Source organism: Carnobacterium divergens DSM 20623 (assembly GCF_000744255.1).
GTDB classification, from domain to species: Bacteria; Bacillota; Bacilli; order Lactobacillales; family Carnobacteriaceae; genus Carnobacterium; species Carnobacterium divergens.
In genome coordinates, this window is the sequence record NZ_JQLO01000001.1 from 2,371,277 (window position 1) to 2,392,401 (window position 21,125).

Annotated in this window: 18 protein-coding genes and 1 riboswitch; of the genes, 15 read left to right on the forward strand and 3 right to left on the reverse strand. The window is 35.7% G+C overall.

The window, feature by feature from the left end:
* Positions 1–105: 105 nt before the first annotated feature.
* The 5 genes from BR52_RS11300 to BR52_RS11320 all read left to right on the forward strand — a co-directional run bounded on the left by BR52_RS11300 (position 106) and on the right by BR52_RS11320 (position 5,100).
* Complete coding sequence (locus BR52_RS11300; RefSeq protein ID WP_034572846.1) at positions 106–1,464, forward strand: L,D-transpeptidase family protein; 1,359 nt, start codon at positions 106–108, stop codon at positions 1,462–1,464.
* Positions 1,465–1,628: 164 nt separating this feature from the next.
* Positions 1,629–2,363, forward strand: a complete 735-nt coding sequence (locus BR52_RS11305; RefSeq protein ID WP_034572849.1) for a GH25 family lysozyme — start codon at positions 1,629–1,631, stop codon at positions 2,361–2,363.
* A gap of 149 nt (positions 2,364–2,512) precedes the next feature.
* Entirely contained in the window at positions 2,513–3,952 is a 1,440-nt protein-coding gene (locus tag BR52_RS11310) for a 6-phospho-beta-glucosidase (RefSeq protein WP_034572853.1), read from the forward strand.
* A 198-nt stretch (positions 3,953–4,150) separates the two neighbouring features.
* Entirely contained in the window at positions 4,151–4,486 is a 336-nt protein-coding gene (locus BR52_RS12645) for a helix-turn-helix domain-containing protein (protein ID WP_051915718.1), read from the forward strand.
* 263 nt (positions 4,487–4,749) lie between these two features.
* Positions 4,750–5,100, forward strand: a complete 351-nt coding sequence (locus BR52_RS11320; protein ID WP_034572858.1) for a helix-turn-helix domain-containing protein — start codon at positions 4,750–4,752, stop codon at positions 5,098–5,100.
* A gap of 38 nt (positions 5,101–5,138) precedes the next feature.
* Here the strand turns inward: BR52_RS11320 and BR52_RS11325 are convergent, their stop codons facing one another.
* Positions 5,139–5,633: a hypothetical protein gene (locus BR52_RS11325; RefSeq protein WP_034572860.1), complete on the reverse strand. Its 495-nt coding sequence runs from the start codon at positions 5,631–5,633 to the stop codon at positions 5,139–5,141.
* A gap of 142 nt (positions 5,634–5,775) precedes the next feature.
* Positions 5,776–5,881: riboswitch (TPP riboswitch) on the forward strand.
* A 48-nt stretch (positions 5,882–5,929) separates the two neighbouring features.
* On the opposite strand from BR52_RS11325, the gene BR52_RS11330 reads away from it, so the two are divergent.
* The 4 genes from BR52_RS11330 to BR52_RS11345 are packed head-to-tail and all read left to right on the forward strand — an operon-like array spanning position 5,930 to position 9,152.
* Positions 5,930–6,682, forward strand: coding sequence for an ABC transporter permease (locus tag BR52_RS11330; RefSeq protein WP_034572862.1), 753 nt, complete (start codon positions 5,930–5,932; stop codon positions 6,680–6,682).
* A complete protein-coding gene (locus tag BR52_RS11335; protein ID WP_034572864.1) occupies positions 6,679–7,683 on the forward strand; it encodes an ABC transporter substrate-binding protein in 1,005 nt (334 codons plus the stop codon). Before BR52_RS11330 ends, BR52_RS11335 begins: the two co-directional genes overlap by 4 nt.
* Position 7,684: 1 nt before the next feature.
* A complete protein-coding gene (locus BR52_RS11340; protein ID WP_034572866.1) occupies positions 7,685–8,410 on the forward strand; it encodes an ABC transporter ATP-binding protein in 726 nt (241 codons plus the stop codon).
* Positions 8,411–8,417: 7 nt separating this feature from the next.
* A complete protein-coding gene (locus tag BR52_RS11345) occupies positions 8,418–9,152 on the forward strand; it encodes a TatD family hydrolase (protein ID WP_034572868.1) in 735 nt (244 codons plus the stop codon).
* Between the two features lie 51 nt (positions 9,153–9,203).
* Here BR52_RS11345 and BR52_RS11350 read toward each other — a convergent pair whose 3' ends face one another.
* Positions 9,204–9,623 carry a universal stress protein gene (locus BR52_RS11350; protein ID WP_034572870.1) on the reverse strand — a complete coding sequence of 140 codons (420 nt, stop codon included), beginning with the start codon at positions 9,621–9,623 and terminating at the stop codon, positions 9,204–9,206.
* A 15-nt stretch (positions 9,624–9,638) separates the two neighbouring features.
* Entirely contained in the window at positions 9,639–10,862 is a 1,224-nt protein-coding gene (locus tag BR52_RS11355) for an MFS transporter (RefSeq protein WP_034572872.1), read from the reverse strand.
* 153 nt (positions 10,863–11,015) lie between these two features.
* Between BR52_RS11355 and BR52_RS11360 the strand changes: the two genes are divergently transcribed.
* From BR52_RS11360 to BR52_RS11385, 6 genes are all read left to right on the forward strand, one after another.
* Entirely contained in the window at positions 11,016–11,576 is a 561-nt protein-coding gene (locus BR52_RS11360; RefSeq protein WP_034572874.1) for a PadR family transcriptional regulator, read from the forward strand.
* 156 nt (positions 11,577–11,732) lie between these two features.
* Entirely contained in the window at positions 11,733–13,886 is a 2,154-nt protein-coding gene (locus tag BR52_RS11365) for a glycoside hydrolase family 3 N-terminal domain-containing protein (protein WP_034572876.1), read from the forward strand.
* 10 nt (positions 13,887–13,896) lie between these two features.
* Complete coding sequence (locus tag BR52_RS11370) at positions 13,897–17,241, forward strand: GH36-type glycosyl hydrolase domain-containing protein (RefSeq protein WP_034572878.1); 3,345 nt, start codon at positions 13,897–13,899, stop codon at positions 17,239–17,241.
* 406 nt (positions 17,242–17,647) lie between these two features.
* The gene (locus BR52_RS11375) at positions 17,648–18,520 is read left to right on the forward strand and encodes an ABC transporter permease (protein WP_051915752.1); all 873 of its coding nucleotides are present in this window, start codon (positions 17,648–17,650) and stop codon (positions 18,518–18,520) included.
* A gap of 14 nt (positions 18,521–18,534) precedes the next feature.
* Positions 18,535–19,425, forward strand: coding sequence for a carbohydrate ABC transporter permease (locus tag BR52_RS11380; protein ID WP_034572880.1), 891 nt, complete (start codon positions 18,535–18,537; stop codon positions 19,423–19,425).
* 24 nt (positions 19,426–19,449) lie between these two features.
* Positions 19,450–21,069, forward strand: coding sequence for a type 2 periplasmic-binding domain-containing protein (locus BR52_RS11385; protein WP_034573904.1), 1,620 nt, complete (start codon positions 19,450–19,452; stop codon positions 21,067–21,069).
* The last annotated feature ends 56 nt before the right edge of the window (positions 21,070–21,125 follow it).

The window sequence follows — 21,125 nt, forward strand, 5'->3', positions numbered from 1 at the left end:
TGTTTAATATGTTTCAAAAAAATGATAAAATAAATACATGCTAACAAAAAATTAGTAGCATAGAAAATTAAGCAATCACTAATTGCTAAAAAAGGAATGAAATCAATGAGTATGAAGAAGACGACGATTGGTATAATTTTAGCAATCCTTATTCTAATAGTGGGTTTTTATAGTTTTAAGAGCATTGGGTATCAAACCAAGTTTCTTCCAAAGACAGTTGTTGATGGTGTTGCCATTGAAAATAAAACAATTTCTGAAGCAAACGCTGCTTTGAAAAGTCATTATCAAGATAAAGTATTTAAAGTAACAGAGGGTGAAAAAGAATTATTTTCATTTAAGGGTCAGGAAATAGGAATTACAGATGACTTTACTAAAAATCTTAAAAATTTGAAATCGAAACAAAATCCTTGGTCATGGCCTGTTCGAATGATGGGTTCTAAGGGTGATAAGGAAGAGATGAAGGATGTCACATTTAATGAGGCTACCTTTGATGCTTATTTTGCAAAACTACCGTTAACAAGCTCTGAACGTGTGAAACCGGAGAATGCGAAAGTTGAAAAAACAGCAACTGGTTTTTCAATCAAAAAAGAAATTCTAGGAAATACCTTTGATGAAGCTAAAGTTAAAGCTTGGTTGAAGAAAAGTATCGATGAAGGTAAGACAGACATTACTTTAGACGACACGTATCAAAAACCAACTGTTTATTCAAATGATAAAGCATTAAAAGATCGTTTGGCAAAATTAGAATCGTTAAGTAAATTAACCATTACTTACAATATCAGTGGACAATCAGTAACGGTTCCCCACGAAACCTTGCTAAGCTGGCTAGATGAGAATGACAAGGGTGAGGTTGCTGTAGATGAAGCTGGAGTGGAAAAATATGTGACTGAGTTAAGTAATCAATATAGTACGTATAAAAAAACCAGAACTTTTAAAAGTACTAATCGAGGAGAAGTCCAAGTGCCACCAGGTATTTATGGATGGACACTCAACGCAGAAGATGAAGCCCCAGCATTAGCAAAAGATATTTTAGCTGAAAAAAACTTAACCGATCGTAAGCCAATTGTAAGTGGGTCTGGCTATGGACGTGATGATATTGGAAATACCTATATCGAAGTTGATTTGGCTAGTCAACATATGTGGTATTACAAAGATGGTGCCAAAGTGTTAGACACGGATGTTGTTACTGGAAAACCAGCAACACCAACACCACCCGGTGTTTTTAGTGTATGGAATAAAGAACGAAATGCAACATTGCGTGGAGAAGATTATGCGACACCAGTAGATCATTGGATGCCAATTGACACTACAGGAGTTGGAATTCATGATTCACCTTGGCAACCAGCTTATGGTGGAACATTGTATCAAACGGTTGGATCACATGGTTGTATTAACACACCACCGGCGATTATGACTCAATTGTATGATATGGTTGAAGCAGGTATTCCTGTTGTTGTTTTTTAAATATTAAATAAAAGGATTGTCTATTACTTAGACAATCTTTTTTTTATTGGAAGACCTTTTTACATACTAGAACGCAAAAAAATAACTTTTTAAATCTTTAAATATAAATTAAAATAAGTATATGAATTCGTTTGTTTTTATAAAAATAGAAAAGAGGGTTAAAAATGAAGAAAAAAGTAGCAGTTCTTTTAGGCTTAGTTGTTTTGCTGTGTGGGATGAAAAATTTACAAGTTGAAGCAACAAGTAGTGAGGATGGCATTCCAAAAGTGAATTTTAGTCAAAGAGCAACTCAATGGCAACCGAATGTAATTGATATTTCAAGTTATCAAAAAGCAAGTGATATTGATTTTAAAAAATGGAAAGAGCAAGGAATTGAAGCGGTTGTTATCAAACTAACAGAAGGTATGGAAGATGATGCTCCGTATTATAGTCCAGAAGCAAAGGAGCAGATATCAAAAGCAACAGCTGCAGGTTTAAAAGTGAATTTTTACCACTTTAGCTGGATGAACAGTGTTGAAAATGCAAAAGCAGAAGCAGATTGGTTTACTAAAATTGCGAATCAGTACAATGTTCCGAAAGACTCTGTTATGGCACTTGATTTAGAAAATAGTGTTTTGACAACAGATCCACTAGCGTTAACAAATCAAGCCAATGCCTTCTTTGATCGAATGATTGAAAATGGGTATCCGAAAATTGATATGTATGCGTCACTATCATGGTATGGTACTCGCTTTTATACAGAACAGTTGAGAACTAAAAATTATTGGGTTGCTTATTGGGCGGATGAAAAACCTGAAATTTTAACCGGTATGTGGCAATTTGCAAGTGACTATCAGTTAGAAGGATATGATGGAATGCTTGACGCGAATATTGATTTTACCGGATATTACACAAAATAAAATAGTTGTTTAAGAAAGCTAATGAGATTTTTCTTGTTAGTTTTTTTATTTAAAAAACTAATTTGACATGTAATGCATTACATATGATAGGATGAAACCGTAAACAAAATTAAACAGAGACATGTAAATAGATTAAGGGGGCATTTAAAATGAGTAAAGTTGAATCAAATTTTCCAAAAGATTTTTTATGGGGCGGTGCAGTTGCTGCTAACCAATGTGAAGGTGCGTATTTAGAAGATGGAAAAGGGTTATCACCCGTTGATATTTTACCTGATGCGGCTCATGGTCGTTGGGATGCGTTGACAAATCCAAAAGAAGCAATCGCAACAACGTATGATTTTTATCCGAGTCATCAATCAATCGATTTTTATCATCGTTATAAAGAAGATTTAAAAATGTTAGCCGAGATGGGTTTTAAAACGTTTAGAACATCGATTTGTTGGGCACGTATTTTTCCAAATGGAGATGAAAAAACGCCTAATGAAGCAGGATTGAAATTTTATGATGATTTATTTGATGAATGTCATAAATATGGAATTGAACCGTTGGTTACAATTAACCACTTTGATACACCTGTCGCTTTATTTGAAAATTATGGTGGTTGGAAAAACCGTCAATTAGTTGATTTTTATTTAAATTATTGTGACGTTATTTTTAAACGCTACAAAGGAAAAGTAAAATACTGGATGACATTTAATGAAATCAACATGATCTTACACATTCCATTTTTCGGTGGCGGTATGGATGTTAGTGGTGAAGAAAACCCAATGCAAGCTAAGTATCAAGCAGCGCATCATCAATTAGTAGCATCTGCTAAAGCAACAAAATTAGGACATGAAATTGATCCAGAAAATAAAATTGGTTGCATGTTGGCAGCGGGAACCACTTATCCAAATACATGTAATCCAAAAGATGTTTGGGCAGCTCTTGAAGCAGATCGCGAAGGTTATTTCTTTATTGATGTTCAGGCTCGTGGTTATTATCCAAGCTATAGCAAACGCTTCTTCAAAGAAAATAATATTTCTTTAGATATAGCAGCAGGTGATTTAGAAGTATTGAAAGAAAATACAGTCGATTATGTTTCTTTCAGTTACTACTCATCACGCTTAACAAGTGCCGATCCAGAAGTTAACAGTCAAACGGAAGGCAATGTATTTGCTACATTAAAAAACCCCTATTTAAAAGCAAGCGAATGGGGCTGGCAAATTGACCCACTTGGGTTAAGAGTGACGATGAATGCGATTTATGATCGTTACCAAAAACCTTTGTTTGTAGTGGAAAATGGATTAGGTGCCGTTGATGCTGTGGAAGCAGATGGAAGTATCAATGATGATTACCGTATTGATTATTTACGTGAGCACGTTCGTGAAATGGGTGAAGCTATTGCGGATGGCGTTGAATGTTGGGGTTATACGCCATGGGGCTGTATAGATTTAGTCAGTGCTGGTACAGGGGAAATGAAAAAACGCTATGGTTTTATTTATGTTGATAAAGACAATGACGGAAATGGAACCTTAGATCGTTCAGCTAAAAAATCATTTTATTGGTATAAAAAAGTGATTGCAACAAATGGCGTTGAATTAGATTAGAAAAAATGACATTGGGTAGAGAAATCTATCTAATGTCATTTTTATTTATTTGAAAGGTAACATAAGGTATGTTATAATATAACTGCTGTTAATTAAATACAATTTGTCCGCCAGACACAATAAACTATATAAACAAGGCTTGTAAATCACTTGAAAAACCAATTTTTTAAGCGATTTAGCGAGCAGAAAGGTGATCCAATGAATATCTATGAAAAAATTAAATTTTTATCAAAGCAAAGAGGAGTAACAATTGCAGAACTAGAGCGAACGTTGCATTTTGGGAATAGTACCATTCGAAAATGGGAAAAACAATCACCATCAGTTGACCGTTTACATAAGGTATCAAATTATTTTAATGTGTCTATTTCAATGTTACTAAATGAGCAAGAGGATAACTATGCTAGTGAATTAAGCCATTTTATACTGTTACAAACAAGTGATTTAAAAGAAGAGTTACAAGCTTATTTGATTCAAGATTTTAAAGACTACTTGGAATTTAAAACAGATAAAGTGAAAAAAGAACAAAAAGATTAGTTAAGCTAATCGTCTTATATTATATTCTTCGAATATTGAATTGGATAATGGCCTATGGTATAGTATAAGCATAGTAATGATAACCAATTGGTTCAAATAACCCATTTATTGTTTTATTTGTTATTACTTTGTCCGCCAAGACACAATAGTTATATAAAACTATGCTTACAAACTTATTATAACGGTTGATATTCTAAAAGTCAAAATATTTTAGATTATTAGCTAAAACTTTTTTAGTTTGTAAAGCTAGAGAGGTTGATAAAATGAGTATTTATGAAAAAATAAGATTATTAGCAAAAGAGAAAAAAATTTCAATTGCAGAATTAGAACGCACCTTGAATTTTGGAAATAGCACGATTCGAAAATGGGAGCACCAATCTCCTTCGGTTGACCGCTTGCAAAAGGTTGCTGATTACTTTAATGTCAGCATTTCAACCTTAATTAATGAAAATAATATCCACTATTCAAAGGAACAAGAATGTATAGAGGAATTGAGCCAATTTATCTTACTTAAAACACATGGATTAGCCGAAGAAACACAAGCTTATTTGATTGAAGATTTTAAGGATTATTTGGAATTTAAATCAGATAAAGTAAGGTCTGAAGAAAAATAAAGAGTCACGGAATGACTGTTCCGTGACTCTTTGCTTGGTTAGTTTTTATTTTCAATTAAAGTTAATAATAAGAATTTTTGCCATTTTTTTTCTTGCATAAATTGTGTATCCAATTCTGGATCGACGTAATTAAATAATCTTATCCAAGATTGAGGTCTAATTTTGGAATGCATTCTAAAGATGCGAATCCAACTATATATTACACCCACAATCAAAATGAATAGACCTAAAAAAACCAGGGTACCAAGTAAAGTGGGATTATTTATAGAGGTACCTATCGCGACCCCCAATAGAGCTAAGACAGCACCACCAATAATTGATCCAAAGATAATCCAAAGAGTCGTTATCTGATAAGAATGAAATCCTTTAATATTAAAATATTTTTCTATTAGAAAAACCTGTTTCACTGGATTTTTCACTTTTTTGACAGGTATTTTATACATATCGATAAATAAATGGCTTGCTTCTTTTTCAACTTTAGTGTGTTTTGGAATAATAATTATTAACAAAATAAATAAAAAAAGATAGAACATTTTTTAAATCCCCCTATTGTTTGTAATACTAGACTAGTCACTCATTAAAGTATAGCACAGGAATGATTTCGGTTGTTATTTATTTTGTCCATTGTATTCTTAATTTTTTTATAGTACACTTGTGTCAATTAAAATAAACTTAATATAAAGCGTGGGGAGGTCATAAATGGCCTGAGAGTAAGCTGTGAGCTTAGACCCGTTGAACCTGTTGGTTAGTACCATCGTAGGGAGTGAACGTGTTCTTTTACTGTGCCTACTTTCCGTGGGCGCAGTTTTTTTATTGGTTAGGAGTTAGTATGAAAAAGAAAACGTTAGTCTATCCGCTAGTGACATTTCTTGCAATTTTGATGATTTGGGAGATGCTAGTTTCCATTGGCGGAATCCCGCTGTATATTTTGCCAGCGCCCTCTAAGATTATAAAGACATTGTTTGAGAACCGTTCGATATTGGCGATGCATGGAGTCGTTACATTGACTGAGGCAACGATTGGATTGGTGATTGCCAGCATATTAGCTTTTGGAATGGCACTAATAATGGATGCTTCTCAAACGATTAAGTTTTCAATCTACCCACATTTTGTTGTTTCCCAAACCATTCCAGTGATGATTTTAGGACCGCTATTTTCGATTTGGTTGGGTTTTGGTATGGCACCTAAAATTGTAATGGTGATCTTGATGTGTTTTTTTCCAATGGTCGTTTCATTTTCAGATGCTTTAGGGAAAGTTGAAGTGGCGCAATTAAATTTACTCAAAACGTTTGGTGCAAGTAAGGGACAATTGTATCGATTGGTTAAAATCCCAGCAGCGATTGGCGGATTTTTTTCTGGCTTACGTGTTGCAGCAACATATTGCATTGGTGGTGCGATTATAGGAGAGTGGCTAAACGCTTCAGCAGGCTTGGGCTATTACATGATTCGAGTGAAAAATGGGTACATGTTAGATAAGGTATTTGCCTGTGTAGTGGTCATTATTTTATTGAGTTTATTTATGAATGGTGTAGTAAAATTACTTGAAAAATTGGTTTATTTAAAAAGGGGAAAAAGAATATGAAAAAAATAGTAGTAGCAATAATAGCACTTATTTTCATCGGCAGTTTAGTTGGATGTAGTCAGGAGTCGAAAAAAAGTCAAGAAGCCAAAAAATTAAAAGATGTGACAGTTATTTTAGATTTTGTTCCAAATACAAATCATACGGGAATGTATGTAGCCTTGAAAAAGGGATACTATAAAAAAGCGGGTTTAAATGTTCAATTTGTTGAGCCTGGTAACGAAAATACTTCAGCTACTTTAGTTGCAACGGGAAAAGGTCAATTTGGGATCAGTTATCAAGAAGATGTTACTTATGCATTGACTTCAGAGGATAAATTACCGATTAAGACGATTGCTACGATTATGGAACACAACACTTCCGGCTTTGCGAGTGCTAAAAATAGTGACATTAAAAGTCCGAAAGATTTTGAAGGAAAAGTCTATTCTGGTTGGCAAGCGCCAAGTGAAGAAGCGACCATCAAAGCAGTTATGAACAATGTTGGTGCAGATTTCAACAAACTGACATTAGTAGGAGATTCTGGTGGTGGATTTGATTCATTAGGTAAAGACGTGGACATCAAATGGTTTTACGAAGGTTGGGATAACGTTAAGGCTGAAATGGCTAATGCAAAGTTAAACTATCTGCCTTTGCGAACGTTAGATAAGCGTTTAGATTATTACACACCCGTCATCATAACGAATAAAAAAATGATTGATGAAGATTCAGCTACAGTTACAGCATTTTTAGCAGCCACCAAAAAAGGATATCAGGAAGCGATTAAACATCCAGATGCTTCAGCAGAAATTCTTCATGAATATGCGAGTGATTATGATAGTGAATTCTTAAAAAAATCGCAACGTTTTGTGTCAAAAAATTATTGTGAAAATCCTGAAAAATGGGGAGAAATGAAGGCTGAAATTTGGGAGGGGTATACAGATTTTTTGTTTGTTAATAACTTGATTCCTAAAAAAATTGCTGCAGATGAGCAGTACACAAATCAATTTTTGAGTGAGGGTGAGTGATATGAAATTAAGGGTTGAATCTATTTCGTTCGCTTATTCAAAGAAGAAAATTATTGAAGAGCTTTCCTTTCAAGTTGATAAAGGAGAATTTGTTACAATTTTAGGACCTAGTGGCTGCGGGAAATCCACTATTTTAAAGTTGTTAACGGGTCTAACAGAAAAGCAAAATGGGCGCATTTTAGTAGATGGGAAAGTAGTGGAGGGATTGTCTTTAAAATTTTCCTATATGCCTCAAGAAGACCTTTTATTAGAATGGGAGACGGTGTTACAAAATGTCTGCTTATATCAGCGCATTCATAAAGAAAAATACAATCAAGAAGAAGTGATGCAACAACTTGAAGCGTTTGGTTTGAAAGGCTATGAGAATGCATACCCTAGTGAGTTGTCTGGTGGGATGCGGCAACGAGTCGCTTTTTTAAGAACAGTGCGTTGTGATGCAGATATTCTCTTGTTAGATGAACCTTTTGGAGCGTTAGACGTGATTACGAGAGGTGAAATGCAAGCGTGGTTGCGTACCTTAAGACAAACAGTGAATAAAACGGTACTTCTAGTGACTCATGACATTGATGAGGCTCTTTATTTATCAGATCGAATTTTAATAGTAGGAGGCAGTCCTTCTAAAATAAGAAAAGAATTTAACATCGAAGCATCTACTGATACCCATGAAGAGGGTACTGAAAATCTTGCGTTAAGAGCTGAAATTTATCACAATTTAAAAAGGCGGTAAGGTAAAAATGTTAAGTGATGCACATTTTCATATAAAACAAACCGATTTTTACTCCTTGTTAAAAGACGAATCTATTTTTGGAATCTTAAATTGTGACTCAAAAGCTGAATTTGATCAGCATCAAAAACGACTATGTAAGGATTCAAAAGTAATTCTAAGCGCTGGGATTCACCCGTGGAAGGCAGGTGAAAATGACTGGAAAGAGATGGAAACATGCTTTCAACAAGTTGCCGTTATCGGTGAAATTGGCTTGGATTCTATTTGGTGTGAGGTAGATATGGATGTTCAAATGACTATTTTTAAACATCAGTTGGCATATGGAGTAACACATAAAAAGCCAGTGATTCTCCATACAAAAGGAATGGAAAAAGAAATTGCCGAAATAATAAAAGAGTACCCTAATCGTTATTTGGTTCATTGGTATTCTAGTATGGATCATCTAGATGCATATATAGAACAAGATTGTTATTTTTCAATCGGTCCCTCTTTTGCAACAGATGCCGCAGTAAAACAAGTGGTTGAAAAAGTTCCCTTAAACCGTTTACTTGTTGAATCAGACGGAATTGAGGCGATGAACTGGGCGGTAGAACGAGACATTCAAGTGGGGAATTATGTAGAGATGCTAACGAACACTTTTAATTATTTAGCAAAGAAGAAAAATATAAAAATAGAGACGGCGATAGATTGTGTAAAAGAAAATTTGGAATTTTTTATTTGGACCGGGAATGAAAACGAAAGCTAGCATTAAAAAATGTCAAAGGATTTTAAATCCTTTGACGTTTTTTAAATAGTTTTATTTTACAACGATAACGGGACAAGCTGCATCGTGAATAATTTTTTTAGAAACACTTCCAACAACGATTCGATCCAAACCTTTACGATTATGATGACCGATAACGATAAAATCAACGGGATTCTTTTTTTCAAAATCAAGAATTTTAGTGGCTGCAAATCCTTCAAGAGCTACGATTTCTACCGCTAAATTAGCTTTTTCAACTACGTTTTTAACTTTAGTTAAGTAAGCATTTGTTTCTTCGTGAAGTTTTGACTCTAAGTCAACCGTTGTTTCAACAGCATCAGGAGCAATTTCTCGATTGATAACGTGTAAAATTGTGATTTTTCCTTGTTCTTTAAAGCTTTTTGCTAGTGTAATAGCTTCTTGCAACGCATGTTTTGATGTTTCATCCATATCCATAGGTACTAATAAATTCATAAAATCTTCCCCAATCTATTCAATATTATCTAAATAACGACGTCCAGCAAATAAGACAAGTGCGCCAACAGCAACGGCTGCTGCTGCAAACCAGAAAGTAACGTGAGGATTATACCAGTCAGCTAATTTTCCAGCTAACCAAGGAGCCAAAGCGCCACCTGTAAAACGAATAAAGCTGTAAGCAGAAGATGCGATTGAACGTTCAACGGGTGCGACTTCCATTACTGCAGTGGTGATTAAAGTGTTGTTAATCCCTTGGAAAAGACCAGCAATAATGATGCAAACGGAAATGACAGTACTGTTGTTTGCACCAAAGCCCATAATCATTAAATCAAAGGCAAATAATAGTAATGCGGTATACATCATATTTTTAGTGCCGAATTTTTCTTGTAATTTTGGAGCTAGGAAAACAGAGGAGATAGCTAAACAAAGTCCCCAGCCAAAGAAGACGAAACCTACTTGCATCGCGCTGTAACTTTCCATTCTAAAAGGTGAATAGGCCAATAAAGTAAAGAAACCGAAATTATAGAAAAGCGCAGTAATTCCTGTAATCAATAAACCTTTATGTTTTAAAGCGCGTAAAGCATCCCAAAAACCGACTTTTTTCTCAGGTTTTGGAATTTTTTCTAATAAAATGGTTACGGAAATAAAAGCGACAGTCATTAAGGTTGCAACGCCAAAGAACGGTGCACGCCAAGAAAAACTACCTAAAATTCCTCCTAGTAAAGGCCCAACAGACATTCCTAGTCCCATTGCAGCTTCGTACATAATAATCGATTGTTCGGTTCCGCCAACACTTACACCAACAATTGCAGATAAAGCAGTTGAAATAAATAAAGCATTTCCTAATCCCCAGCCGGCACGAAAGCCAACAAGTTGACCAACAGAATTAGAAAGTCCACCTAGAATTGCAAAGATAATAATAATGACTAGACCATATAATAAAGTTCGCTTTGCACCAATTCGACTTGAGATAAAGCCAGAAAAAAGCATAACAATACCAGTAACAAGCATGTAACTGGTAAATAATAAAGACGTTTGTGCAGGTGTTGCATGTAGTTGTTCTGAAATTGATTTTAAAATGGGATCAACTAAACCGATGCCCATAAAGGCAATAACGCAAGCAAAGGCAACAGCCCAAGCAGGTTTCGGTTGTTTTAATAACCCTTTTAAAACACTTTCCTGCTTTTCGACAGGCAGTTCATTTAATTCATTCAAATAATCTTGATTTTCTTCCACTTGTATTCCTCCTTGTATATCTATTTATTAGTATAGAAGACTCTTATATATATGTCAATATTTACATATATAAATATTGACATAATAGTTTGCTTTTTTTAAAATCATGTTATACTAGAGAGAGAAAAGTGTAAGGATTAGAGGAGGGTCATCATGAATTCATTAGGCTATACATTACTCAGTATGCTAGTTCGTAAACCATGCTCTGGTTATGAATTAAAAGGATACTTAGAATTATTTTGGCAGGCACATCACAGTCAGATTTATCCGCTCTTAAATAAGCTCGAAAAATTAGGGTATGTTGTCTATATTTCAGAAAATGACCCAATTCATAAAAAAATCTATTCCATTACAGATGAAGGAAAAGAATTCTTACAAGAGTGGATTCAAGGGAAAACAGCTAAACCAATTACAAGAGATGAATTTTTAGGAAAGTTATACGCTATTTCGATTATTGATCCTAAGCGTGTTGAAGAGCTTTTCCAAGAACGACAAGCCTATTTTCAAAAGTTAGCAACAATTCATAAGAAAACGTTAGATGAAATTGACGAACAGTTTGGTGCTGATTTAACAGGTGAAGGTTGGGAATCATCATTTGGACGTTATTTAATTTGTAAACGTCGTTATGATATGGATTTAGCAGAATTAGAGTGGTGTCAGTGGGCGAATGACCAGTATCGTCAAAAATTTAACAATAAAAATTTTTCAAACTAGATAAATAAGTAAAACCTTAGTGTAGCAAGATAGCTGACTAAGGTTATTTTTTTTGAGTTAAAATTAAAAAGAAAGGGCTTGCAATAAAATCGTTAACCATTTACAATAGAATCAAACTCAATCGAAACGTTTCGATAAAATAAGGAGATGACTTTTTTGAAGCAAACAGAATTAGTAAACTTAGTGGCGCAGTTATCATTAGAAGAGAAGATTGGACAATTACAACAATTAACAGGAAATTTTTATACAGAAGAAGAAGCAGAAATTACAGGACCAATGACCGAAGTAGGATTAACTGAAAAAAGTGTCTATGAGGCGGGATCTGTTTTAGGATTGTCTGGAGCAAAGGCAACAATGGAAGCGCAGTCAAAATATTTATCGAAAAATCGCCTGCAAATTCCATTGCTATTTATGGCAGATATTGTTCATGGTTATCGGACAATTTTCCCAATTCCGTTAGGCTTAGCTTCAAGTTGGAATCCAAAATTAGTTAAGAAAACCGCACAGGTGGCAGCAGTTGAATCAGCTGTTTCAGGATTACATGTTACTTTTTCACCAATGGTTGATTTAGTTCGAGATCCACGTTGGGGACGTGTCATGGAGAGTACGGGAGAAGATCCTTACTTGAATCAATTGTATGCGAAAGCCTTTGTTGAAGGATATCAAGGTGACTTGGCTAATGACCCATTAACAATCGCGGCGTGTGTCAAACATTTTGCTGCGTATGGTGCACCAGAAGGCGGGCGTGAGTACAATACCGTTAACATGTCAGATCGTCAGTTAAGAGAGTCCTACTTGCCAGCTTATCAAGCAGCGCTTGAGGCAGGGTGTAAATTAGTAATGACAGCCTTTAATACTGTAGATGGCATTCCAGCGACAGCTAACCGCTATTTAAATCGTGATATTTTACGTAAAGAATTTGGCTTTAAAGGTGTCTTAATTTCTGATTGGGCAGCAACTAAAGAAGTTGTCGCACATGGCGTGGCAGCAAATGAAAAAGAAGCCGCCGCATTATCACTTAAAGCAGGTGTTGATATTGAAATGATGGCATTTTGTTACCAACATTTCTTAAAAGAATTAGTAACAGAAGGCAAAATTTCGACGGATTTAATTGATGAGGCTGTTTTACGAATTTTAGAGCTGAAAAATGATTTAGGGTTATTTGAAAACCCCTATCGTGGAGCAAATGAAGAGCAAGAAGCTGCTCTTGTTTTTAGTAAAGAACATCAAGAGATTGCGCTACAAGCAGCTAGAGAATCTATTGTCTTACTGGAAAATAAACAGAATGTACTCCCTCTTCAAAAACAAGAAAAAGTAGCGTTTGTCGGACCTTTTGTAGAGTATCATGATCTTTTAGGGAACTGGAGTTGGAAAGGGAATCCAAGCGAAACCGAAACCATTAAAGAAGTGGCAAGCAAGCGTAAGGAATCCATTGAATTTGTTGCAACTTCAGGCATTTGGGAGCTGACGGATGAGGAGTTAACAGCTGCTCATAAAGCTGCAGAAAAAACAGATAAAATAATCCTCTTCTTAGGTGAAACAGCTGATATGAGTGGCGAGGCAAGTAGTCGTACAAATATTCAGTTGCCAACCGCTCAATTGACGTTGTTACGTGAGCTGAAAATCCATGGAAAACCAATTGTTGTAGTGACATTTAATGGCCGACCACTTGATTTGACAGAAGTAGCGGAGTTATCTGATGGATTAGTCGAGGCGTGGTTCCCGGGAACCAAAGGAGCTCAAGCTGTTACGGAAATTTTATTTGGTGAAACCGCGCCAACAGGTAGATTGACAATGAGTTTCCCTCGAAATGTTGGACAAATTCCAGTTTATTACAATCATTTTAATACGGGACGTCCCATTGATGCGAATGATGCTGATAACAAATATGTATCGAAATATTTAGATGTTTCAAATGAACCGTTGTATCCTTTTGGTTACGGTTTAAGCTACGATAAGGTAAGTTATCAAGATTTAGTGATTCAAGAAGAAACGATTGGGCTAGATGGCAAAATCAGTGCAAGTGTCACACTTCAAAACAATAGCAATCAACCGGTAACGGAAACGGTTCAATGGTATGTCCGAGACATTGTCGGAGAAGTTGTTCGTCCAATGAAGGAATTAAAAGGCTTTGAAACATGCATTGTTCCAGCAGGTGAAAGTAAGCTGGTAACATGGGAAATTTCAGTAGAGGAACTGGCATATATCCATGTGAACTTAGAAAAGAAAGCAGATGCTGGTGAATTTGTAGTAATGGTGGGAAGCAATAGTTCAGAAGTACTAGCGAAAACGATAACAGTAAAAAATTGAGGTGTAAGTAGTGGAAAATAGAGTGTTGAAAAATGGCAAAACGACTTTTAATTTTTTGCCAACTGGGGATTTATATCAAGTGAAGCACCAAGGAATTCAGTTAAATCAAGTAAAAGGAAATGTCATTGATGGATCAATGAATGGGATTTACCTTCGTATTTTAGATGATCTTACAGCCATTCAAGCTTTTCCATTAATTGGAGGAGCTGCCAAAGGACACATGTCCGTTGGGGAAAATCAGTTGAAATGGCAAGGCACAATTTTAGATATTGCTTATGAAGTCGTTTTTTCATTGACGGATGCTGGAATTTGGTTTTGGGATATTTTGCTTTCAGGAAGCGGGCATGTTGTTGATGTTGTTTATGGACAAGATATAGGCTTAGCTACACCTGATTCGTTACTGGCAAACGAGGCTTATGTTTCGCAATACGTTGACCACCGTGTGTTATCTGATGATTTGGGTGTGGTAGTGGCTTCTAGGCAAAATCAAGTTCAAAATGGTCAAAATCCATACCTACAGCAAGGTTCTTTAACGGGAGCTGCGCATTTTTCAACAGATGGGTTTCAATTTTTTGGGAAAAGCTATAAAGGGACGAATGTTCCTGCTATTTTAGCAAAAGAACAATTGGAAGATCGTGTGTATCAATATGAGTTTGCATACGTGGCGCTACAAACGAACCCAATCGTCTTGCTTCAGCAACAAAAGGTTAATTTTTACGGCATGATACTAGAGGATCATCCTTTAAAGATCGAAACGATTGAAAATAAAGCACTTATTTTAGAGAAATATCAAGAAATTCAGCAAACTAAAGGGAGTTTTGTTCCAATTGAAAAAGCGACTAAAAATTCTCAAATTAGTGGAATTTTGAATGGAAAAGAGCTAAGTAATGGGCAATTAGACCAACTTTTCCCCGCTAGAAAGTTAGAAGAATTCTTAGCAGGCCAAATCAGTTCCTTTTTTACAGAGTCTAATGAACATGTGGTGCTTGCAAATAAAGAATTGGAAATGGAACGACCAAATGGACACATTTTAATGAGTGGTAAGAGTGTTGATGCAAAAGAAGAGACGTTAACGACTACTTCTTATATGTACGGGGTCTTTCAGTCGCAAATTGTGGCAGGCAATACATTTATGAATCGTTTTATTTCAAACACCAGAAATCCGTTGAATACCTTCAAAACAAGCGGACAACGTATTTATTTACTAGTAGATGGGTGCTATCAATTACTGGCGATTCCTTCTGCGTATGAAATGGGCTTTAATTATGCCCGGTGGCATTATCAACTAGTGGATGATTTAATTACCATTACAGTTTATACAAAAACGACTCAGTCAGAAGTTGCACTAACCGTTCATTCTAAGCAAGGGAAAAAGTATCAAGTGCTTGTAACACAAGAAATTATTGTCAATGATACCGCAACTGATAATGCGCCTGATATAAAGGTGAATGCTACAGAAAATCAGTTAATTGCAAAACCTAATCAAGCAACGTTAGCTTATCAAAAATATCCGAATCTAACGTATCGAATGGAATGGGAAAGTGATGGAACCGCTAAATGGATTGCCAGTGATTTTTGGTTTGAAGAAGAGCTTGCAGAAGTGCAGATTCCAGTGACAAGTTTATTATTTGAACAGGTGAGCGAGCTTAGTATTACGATTTCAGCTAGCCTAGAAGGTGAGTTAACCGCTGTTTCACCAGAGTCTTTTAATGAAGCGACAGAAGCGTATCGTCTTTATTTAGCAGATTTGCATCGTCATTTTAATTTGACATCAGAGACGCCAAACACTGAAATAGAGCGATACAATACCATTGTTTGGTGGTATACCCACAATATGTTAATTCACTACTTGGTTCCACATGGGTTGGAACAGTTTGGTGGAGCCGCTTGGGGAACAAGGGACGTCTGTCAAGGTCCAATCGAATTCTTTATGGCAACGCAACGTTTTGATGTGGTAAGGGAAATTTTAACGATGATTTTTGCACATCAATTTGTTGAGGATGGCAACTGGCCTCAATGGTTTATGTTTGATCGTTATGAGGAAGTAATGGCAGATGAAAGTCACGGGGATATTATTGTCTGGCCGTTAAAAGTAATTGGCGATTACTTGGTAGCAACTGGGGATGTTTCGATTTTGGAAGTAGAAGTTCCATACATGTCACGCAAGGATAAAAAAGCAACGGACTTTAAGGAAAGTGTGAAGGAGCATATTGCAAAAGAATTGGCGTATATTACATCACATTTTCTACCGGGAACGTATCTATCTTGTTATGGCGATGGCGATTGGGATGATACCTTACAGCCTTACGATAGTCGCTTGAAGGAAGATATGGCAAGTACGTGGACGGTAGCGTTGACGTACCAAGCATTAAAAACATTTGCAACAGGAATAGAAAAAGTAAACCCAGAATGGTCAAAAGAGTTACTGGAACTGGCCCAAAATGTCGAAAAAGATTACCGAAAATACATGCTACAAGATCAAACGTTACCTGGATTTGTGTTAAAAGAGGGTGAAAGTTTTGATTACATTGTGCATCCAACGGATCAAAAAACACAGATTGATTATCGTTTGTTGCCAATGACAAGAAGTATGATTAGTGAATTATTGACTCCAACAGAGATGCGTCACCATATGGCGCTAATTGAAGACAATCTATTGTTCCCAGATGGTGTTCATTTGATGAGTCAACCGGCGACTTACCAAGGTGGTGTTAGTCAATACTTTAAACGTGCGGAACAAGCTGCAAACTTTGGTCGAGAAATAGGGTTGCAATACGTTCATGCGCATATTCGTTATTCAGAAGCCTTAGCAAAAGTTGGAGAAGGTCAAAAAATGTGGCAGGCGCTCTCAACAATCAATCCTATTTTATTGACGGACTATGTTGCAAATGCGGAAATCAGACAAAGCAATGCATACTTTAGCAGCTCTGATGGCAAGTTTGATACACGCTATGAAGCAGCAACTCATTTTTCTGAATTAAAAACTGGAGATCGTCTTGTAAAAGGCGGATGGCGAATTTATTCTAGTGGACCAGGCATTTATTTGAACCAATTTTTCACTCATCTCATCGGGATTCAAGTAGAAAAGCAAGCGTTGATTTTAGACCCTATGCTTCCCATCGAGTTAGGGGAAGTGAAGGTTGACTTTGCCTACTTGTCGATGCCGCTTAAGGTGATTTATCGATGGCATGAAGCGGAGGATAGTGTTGTTATTAATCAGCAATCGGTTCCATTTAAACGAACGTTAAATCCTTATCGTACAGGTGGGTTTAAAATTGAAGGGAATCAAATGCAGGAAATTGTGAAGAATACGACGGGTCCGATTCAAGTGATTGTCTCCATGAAAACAAGGTAATAATTTAAAAGAGTCTCCTATATAAAATTCATTTTTATATAGGAGCTCATTTTAAATTGTATCAAGTTAAACGTTTCACTTAATTTTTGTTTAAAAATTTGATGAAATTAGATTAGAATAGCAAATTAAGTATAAGAGATTATTATGTTTTTATTGCTGATTTTTCAATGTTTATATGGTTTTTAATGGATTTATTTAATAAGTTGCGTTCTTAAAAATAAAAAGATTGCAAGCGGTTACTTATCGTGTTAGAATAATTTATAGAAACGTTTCGATAAAAGGTTTTTTAAGAAAGGAAGTATGAAAATTGCAAAATACTGGAGGGAGTCCAACTTTCGTTCGAAAATCTAGAAAAAAATTTAAAGATCGATTGAAAACATTTATATCACAGTGGCAATTGCAATCCATGGTTCTTCCAGGCATTGCTTTTATGTTTATTTTTACTTATATTCCTATTTACGGACTGATAATTGCGTTTAAGAGCTATACAGTTGTTGATACAATTAAAGATGCACCGTGGGTTGGATTAGAGAATTTCCGCATTATTATGAATGACCAATTTTTTTGGGAATCAGTGGTGAATACGCTAGGCATTAGTTTATTGAAATTATTGTGTGGCTTTTTTATTCCCATTGTTTTAGCGATTATGATTTTTGAAGTGAAAAGTGGTCCTTTTAAACGTGTTGTTCAAACCGTTTCCTACTTACCCCATTTCTTATCTTGGATTATTCTTGGTGGGATGCTGATTAGTTGGCTGTCAACAAGTGGTCTATTGAATCAAGTCTTAGAGGGCGTTGGAATGATTGAACCAGGAGCTGGGCCAAATTATTTGCTAGATGCCGATAAATATTGGTGGATTGCGGTTTTATCTGATATTTGGAAGGAAGCCGGATGGGGAACAATTCTTTATTTGGCGACAATGTCTCGAATTGATCCGACTTTTTATGAAGCGGCTCGAATGGATGGGGCAAATAAATTAAAACAAATTTGGTACATTACAATTCCAATGTTAAAACCTATTATTTCGTTAAATTTAATTTTAAATGTAAGCGGTCTACTAGGGTCGAATTTAGATCAAACATTAGTTTTAATGAACTCGCAAAACCAAGCAAAATCAGAAGTAATTAATTCCTATGTTTACCGAATGGGGTTGGCGCAAGGCGATTTCTCTTATGCTACCGCAGTTGGATTAGGAATTTCAGTTGTATCAGTTATTTTATTATTTGTAGCAAATCAAGCAACGAAAAAAATGAATGATAACCAATCGGTAATCTTCTAGAAAGGAGCTACATGATGGCACTCATTAAAAAGAAATCTCAAATGAAGGAAAGTCGTTCTTTCTATTTGATTAATACGATTTTACTTGTTCTCTTTACGCTAATCATTATTATTCCAATTTGGAATGTAATTGTCTCTTCTGTTAGTTCAGGAAAGGCATTGGCAGATGGTGGTTTGATGTTATGGCCTAAAGAATTAACCTTTGATAATTATAAGCGTGTTTTAAGTGATGGTTCGATTTTAAATGCGTTCTTTATCTCTGTTTCTAAAACCGTTTTAGGCGCATTAACTCATGTTTTATTTTGTTCAATTATGGCTTATGCCTTAAGTAAAAAGCGTTTGGTAGGACGTGGCTTTTATACAACGTTTGGCGTGATCACGCTTTACTTTGGAGGCGGCATGATTCCTTACTATTTATTGATTCGTTCATTAGGATTATTAAATAGCTTTTGGGTGTATATTATTCCGAGTCTGTTAAGTTATTATGACGTGATTATATTAATGAATTTTTTCAGAGAAGTTCCTGTATCGCTGGAAGAATCAGCTAGGATAGATGGCGCAAACGATTGGACCGTCTTTTTTAGAATCTTTTTACCATTATCAAAACCCGCTTTAGCAACGATTACCTTGTTTAGTGGGGTAGCACAATGGAATGACTTTATGACAACGAAAATGTTTATTACCGATAAGGCCTTGTATCCCTTACAAATGAAAATCTATGAAATTATTGTTCAGTCTCAAATGCAGGGAATGGACAATATGGGCGCAAGTGCAATTGTTGAAACCACTACAAGGGGTGTACAACTCGCCACGATTGTGATTACAACCATTCCGATTTTGATTATTTACCCATTACTTCAAAAATACTTTATTTCTGGAATGATGGTTGGAGCAGTTAAAGAATAAAAGGAGGCAATAAAAATGGTTAAGATGAAAAGTTTGGCAGTAGGGGTATCGTTAGTAGCATTGACAGCAGTAGTATTAGGAGCGTGCGGCGGGAAAAATGCAGAAAATGATGGAGGCAAAGATTTCTCGATTGCTGATCGTTATAAGCTAGACAAAACGAAACCAGCGTGGGAATTAGATAAGAAGGAAGAGCCGACAACCCTTACTTGGTATTTAAACTCTGATTGGAAAACGATTCCTTTTGGAGATGACGTAACGACTGCGCAAATTAAAAAAGACTTGAATATTGACGTTAAATTCATTACAGGTGATGATACGAAATTAAACACGATGTTTTCTGGTGGCGATATGCCCGATATTGTAACGTTATTTGATCCAACCTCTTCAGCTGCAAAAAAAGCCAATACATGGGCATACCCATTAGATGATTTGGCTAAAAAATACGATCCTTATTTCAAATCAGTAACCTATGACCAAACCTTCAAGTGGTATCAATTAGATGATGGGAAAACATACGGCTATCCAAACTACTCAAACACGCAAGAAGACTATGATAGTGGTGTGATTCCAGTAAATACCAATTTCATCATTCGTCAAGATATCTATGAAGCATTAGGCAAACCAAGTGTTGCGACACAAGCAGAATTTGAAAATGTGATGAACCAAATCAAAGAAAAATATCCAGAGTTAACACCATTTGGATTTAGCCCATTAGGAGATACCACAGGTTCGCTAGGTGAACCCTTACAAGATTGGTTAGGTGTACCGCTAGAAAAAGACGGAAAATTCTATGATCGTAACCTAGATAAAGACTATCTAAGCTGGGTGAAGACATTGAATAAAGTCTATCGTGATGGTAATATTAGTGATGATAGCTTCGCTGATGATGGCCCAACTTTTGATGAAAAAATCAAGTCTGGTAAGTATGCAACTTTATTTATCAATGGAACCAGTGGACTTGTGCCACAACTACAAACCTTCTCAAATAACAACAAAGGCAATGCGTATATGGCGATTGACGGACCAAAGAGCACACTTGGCAATGAGCCTACATTAAATCAAACAGGTATTTCTGGTTGGTTAGTAAACTATATTACAAAAGACGCTAAAGATCCTGCTAAAGCAATCCAATTATTCACCTATTTATTAGATAAAAAAGGACAAATTTTAACTCGTTACGGTGTTGAAGGCGAAACGTATCAATACAACCAAGACGGAAAAATTGAATTTTTACCAGAAGTATTAAAACTAAAAGAAGACAATCCAGTTGAATATAGTGAGAAATATCGTATCAGCGAATTCTTATACTTTAACCACGACCGCAACAATGCGTTAGGTGTTGGTTCAACAGATGCTTCTGTGAATCAAATGCAAGAGTGGGGCAAGGGAAAACTAAAACCTCATTTCATTATCGAAAATACCAATCCTGATGCGGGTACTCCAGAAGCTAGAAGCTTTGACGGCATTAAAACGAAATGGAGCACAGCGTTAGTTGGAATGATTCGCTCAAAAGATGATGCAGGATTTGATAAAAAATTAGCAGACTACAAAACATTCCTGAAAGAAAACAACTGGGATAAGATTGAAAAAGTAAGAAATGAAAAAATGAAAGAAAACAAAGAAAAACTTGAAACGAAAGACTAAGAGTAGGGGAGAAGCCAAAAAGAATCGTCTTTTTGGCTTCTTTCAACTAGGAAAGG

What these genes read in the sequence shown, in the direction of transcription:
- BR52_RS11300 (WP_034572846.1), top strand. Translation starts at nt 106, where the DNA reads ATGAGTATGAAGAAGACGACGATTGGTATAATTTTAGCAATCCTTATT.
- BR52_RS11305 (WP_034572849.1), top strand. Translation starts at nt 1,629, where the DNA reads ATGAAGAAAAAAGTAGCAGTTCTTTTAGGCTTAGTTGTTTTGCTGTGT.
- BR52_RS11310 (WP_034572853.1), top strand. Translation starts at nt 2,513, where the DNA reads ATGAGTAAAGTTGAATCAAATTTTCCAAAAGATTTTTTATGGGGCGGT.
- BR52_RS12645 (WP_051915718.1), top strand. Translation starts at nt 4,151, where the DNA reads ATGAATATCTATGAAAAAATTAAATTTTTATCAAAGCAAAGAGGAGTA.
- BR52_RS11320 (WP_034572858.1), top strand. Translation starts at nt 4,750, where the DNA reads ATGAGTATTTATGAAAAAATAAGATTATTAGCAAAAGAGAAAAAAATT.
- BR52_RS11325 (WP_034572860.1), bottom strand. Translation starts at nt 5,633, where the DNA reads ATGTTCTATCTTTTTTTATTTATTTTGTTAATAATTATTATTCCAAAA.
- BR52_RS11330 (WP_034572862.1), top strand. Translation starts at nt 5,930, where the DNA reads ATGAAAAAGAAAACGTTAGTCTATCCGCTAGTGACATTTCTTGCAATT.
- BR52_RS11335 (WP_034572864.1), top strand. Translation starts at nt 6,679, where the DNA reads ATGAAAAAAATAGTAGTAGCAATAATAGCACTTATTTTCATCGGCAGT.
- BR52_RS11340 (WP_034572866.1), top strand. Translation starts at nt 7,685, where the DNA reads ATGAAATTAAGGGTTGAATCTATTTCGTTCGCTTATTCAAAGAAGAAA.
- BR52_RS11345 (WP_034572868.1), top strand. Translation starts at nt 8,418, where the DNA reads ATGTTAAGTGATGCACATTTTCATATAAAACAAACCGATTTTTACTCC.
- BR52_RS11350 (WP_034572870.1), bottom strand. Translation starts at nt 9,623, where the DNA reads ATGAATTTATTAGTACCTATGGATATGGATGAAACATCAAAACATGCG.
- BR52_RS11360 (WP_034572874.1), top strand. Translation starts at nt 11,016, where the DNA reads ATGAATTCATTAGGCTATACATTACTCAGTATGCTAGTTCGTAAACCA.
- BR52_RS11375 (WP_051915752.1), top strand. Translation starts at nt 17,648, where the DNA reads ATGGTTCTTCCAGGCATTGCTTTTATGTTTATTTTTACTTATATTCCT.
- BR52_RS11380 (WP_034572880.1), top strand. Translation starts at nt 18,535, where the DNA reads ATGGCACTCATTAAAAAGAAATCTCAAATGAAGGAAAGTCGTTCTTTC.
- BR52_RS11385 (WP_034573904.1), top strand. Translation starts at nt 19,450, where the DNA reads ATGAAAAGTTTGGCAGTAGGGGTATCGTTAGTAGCATTGACAGCAGTA.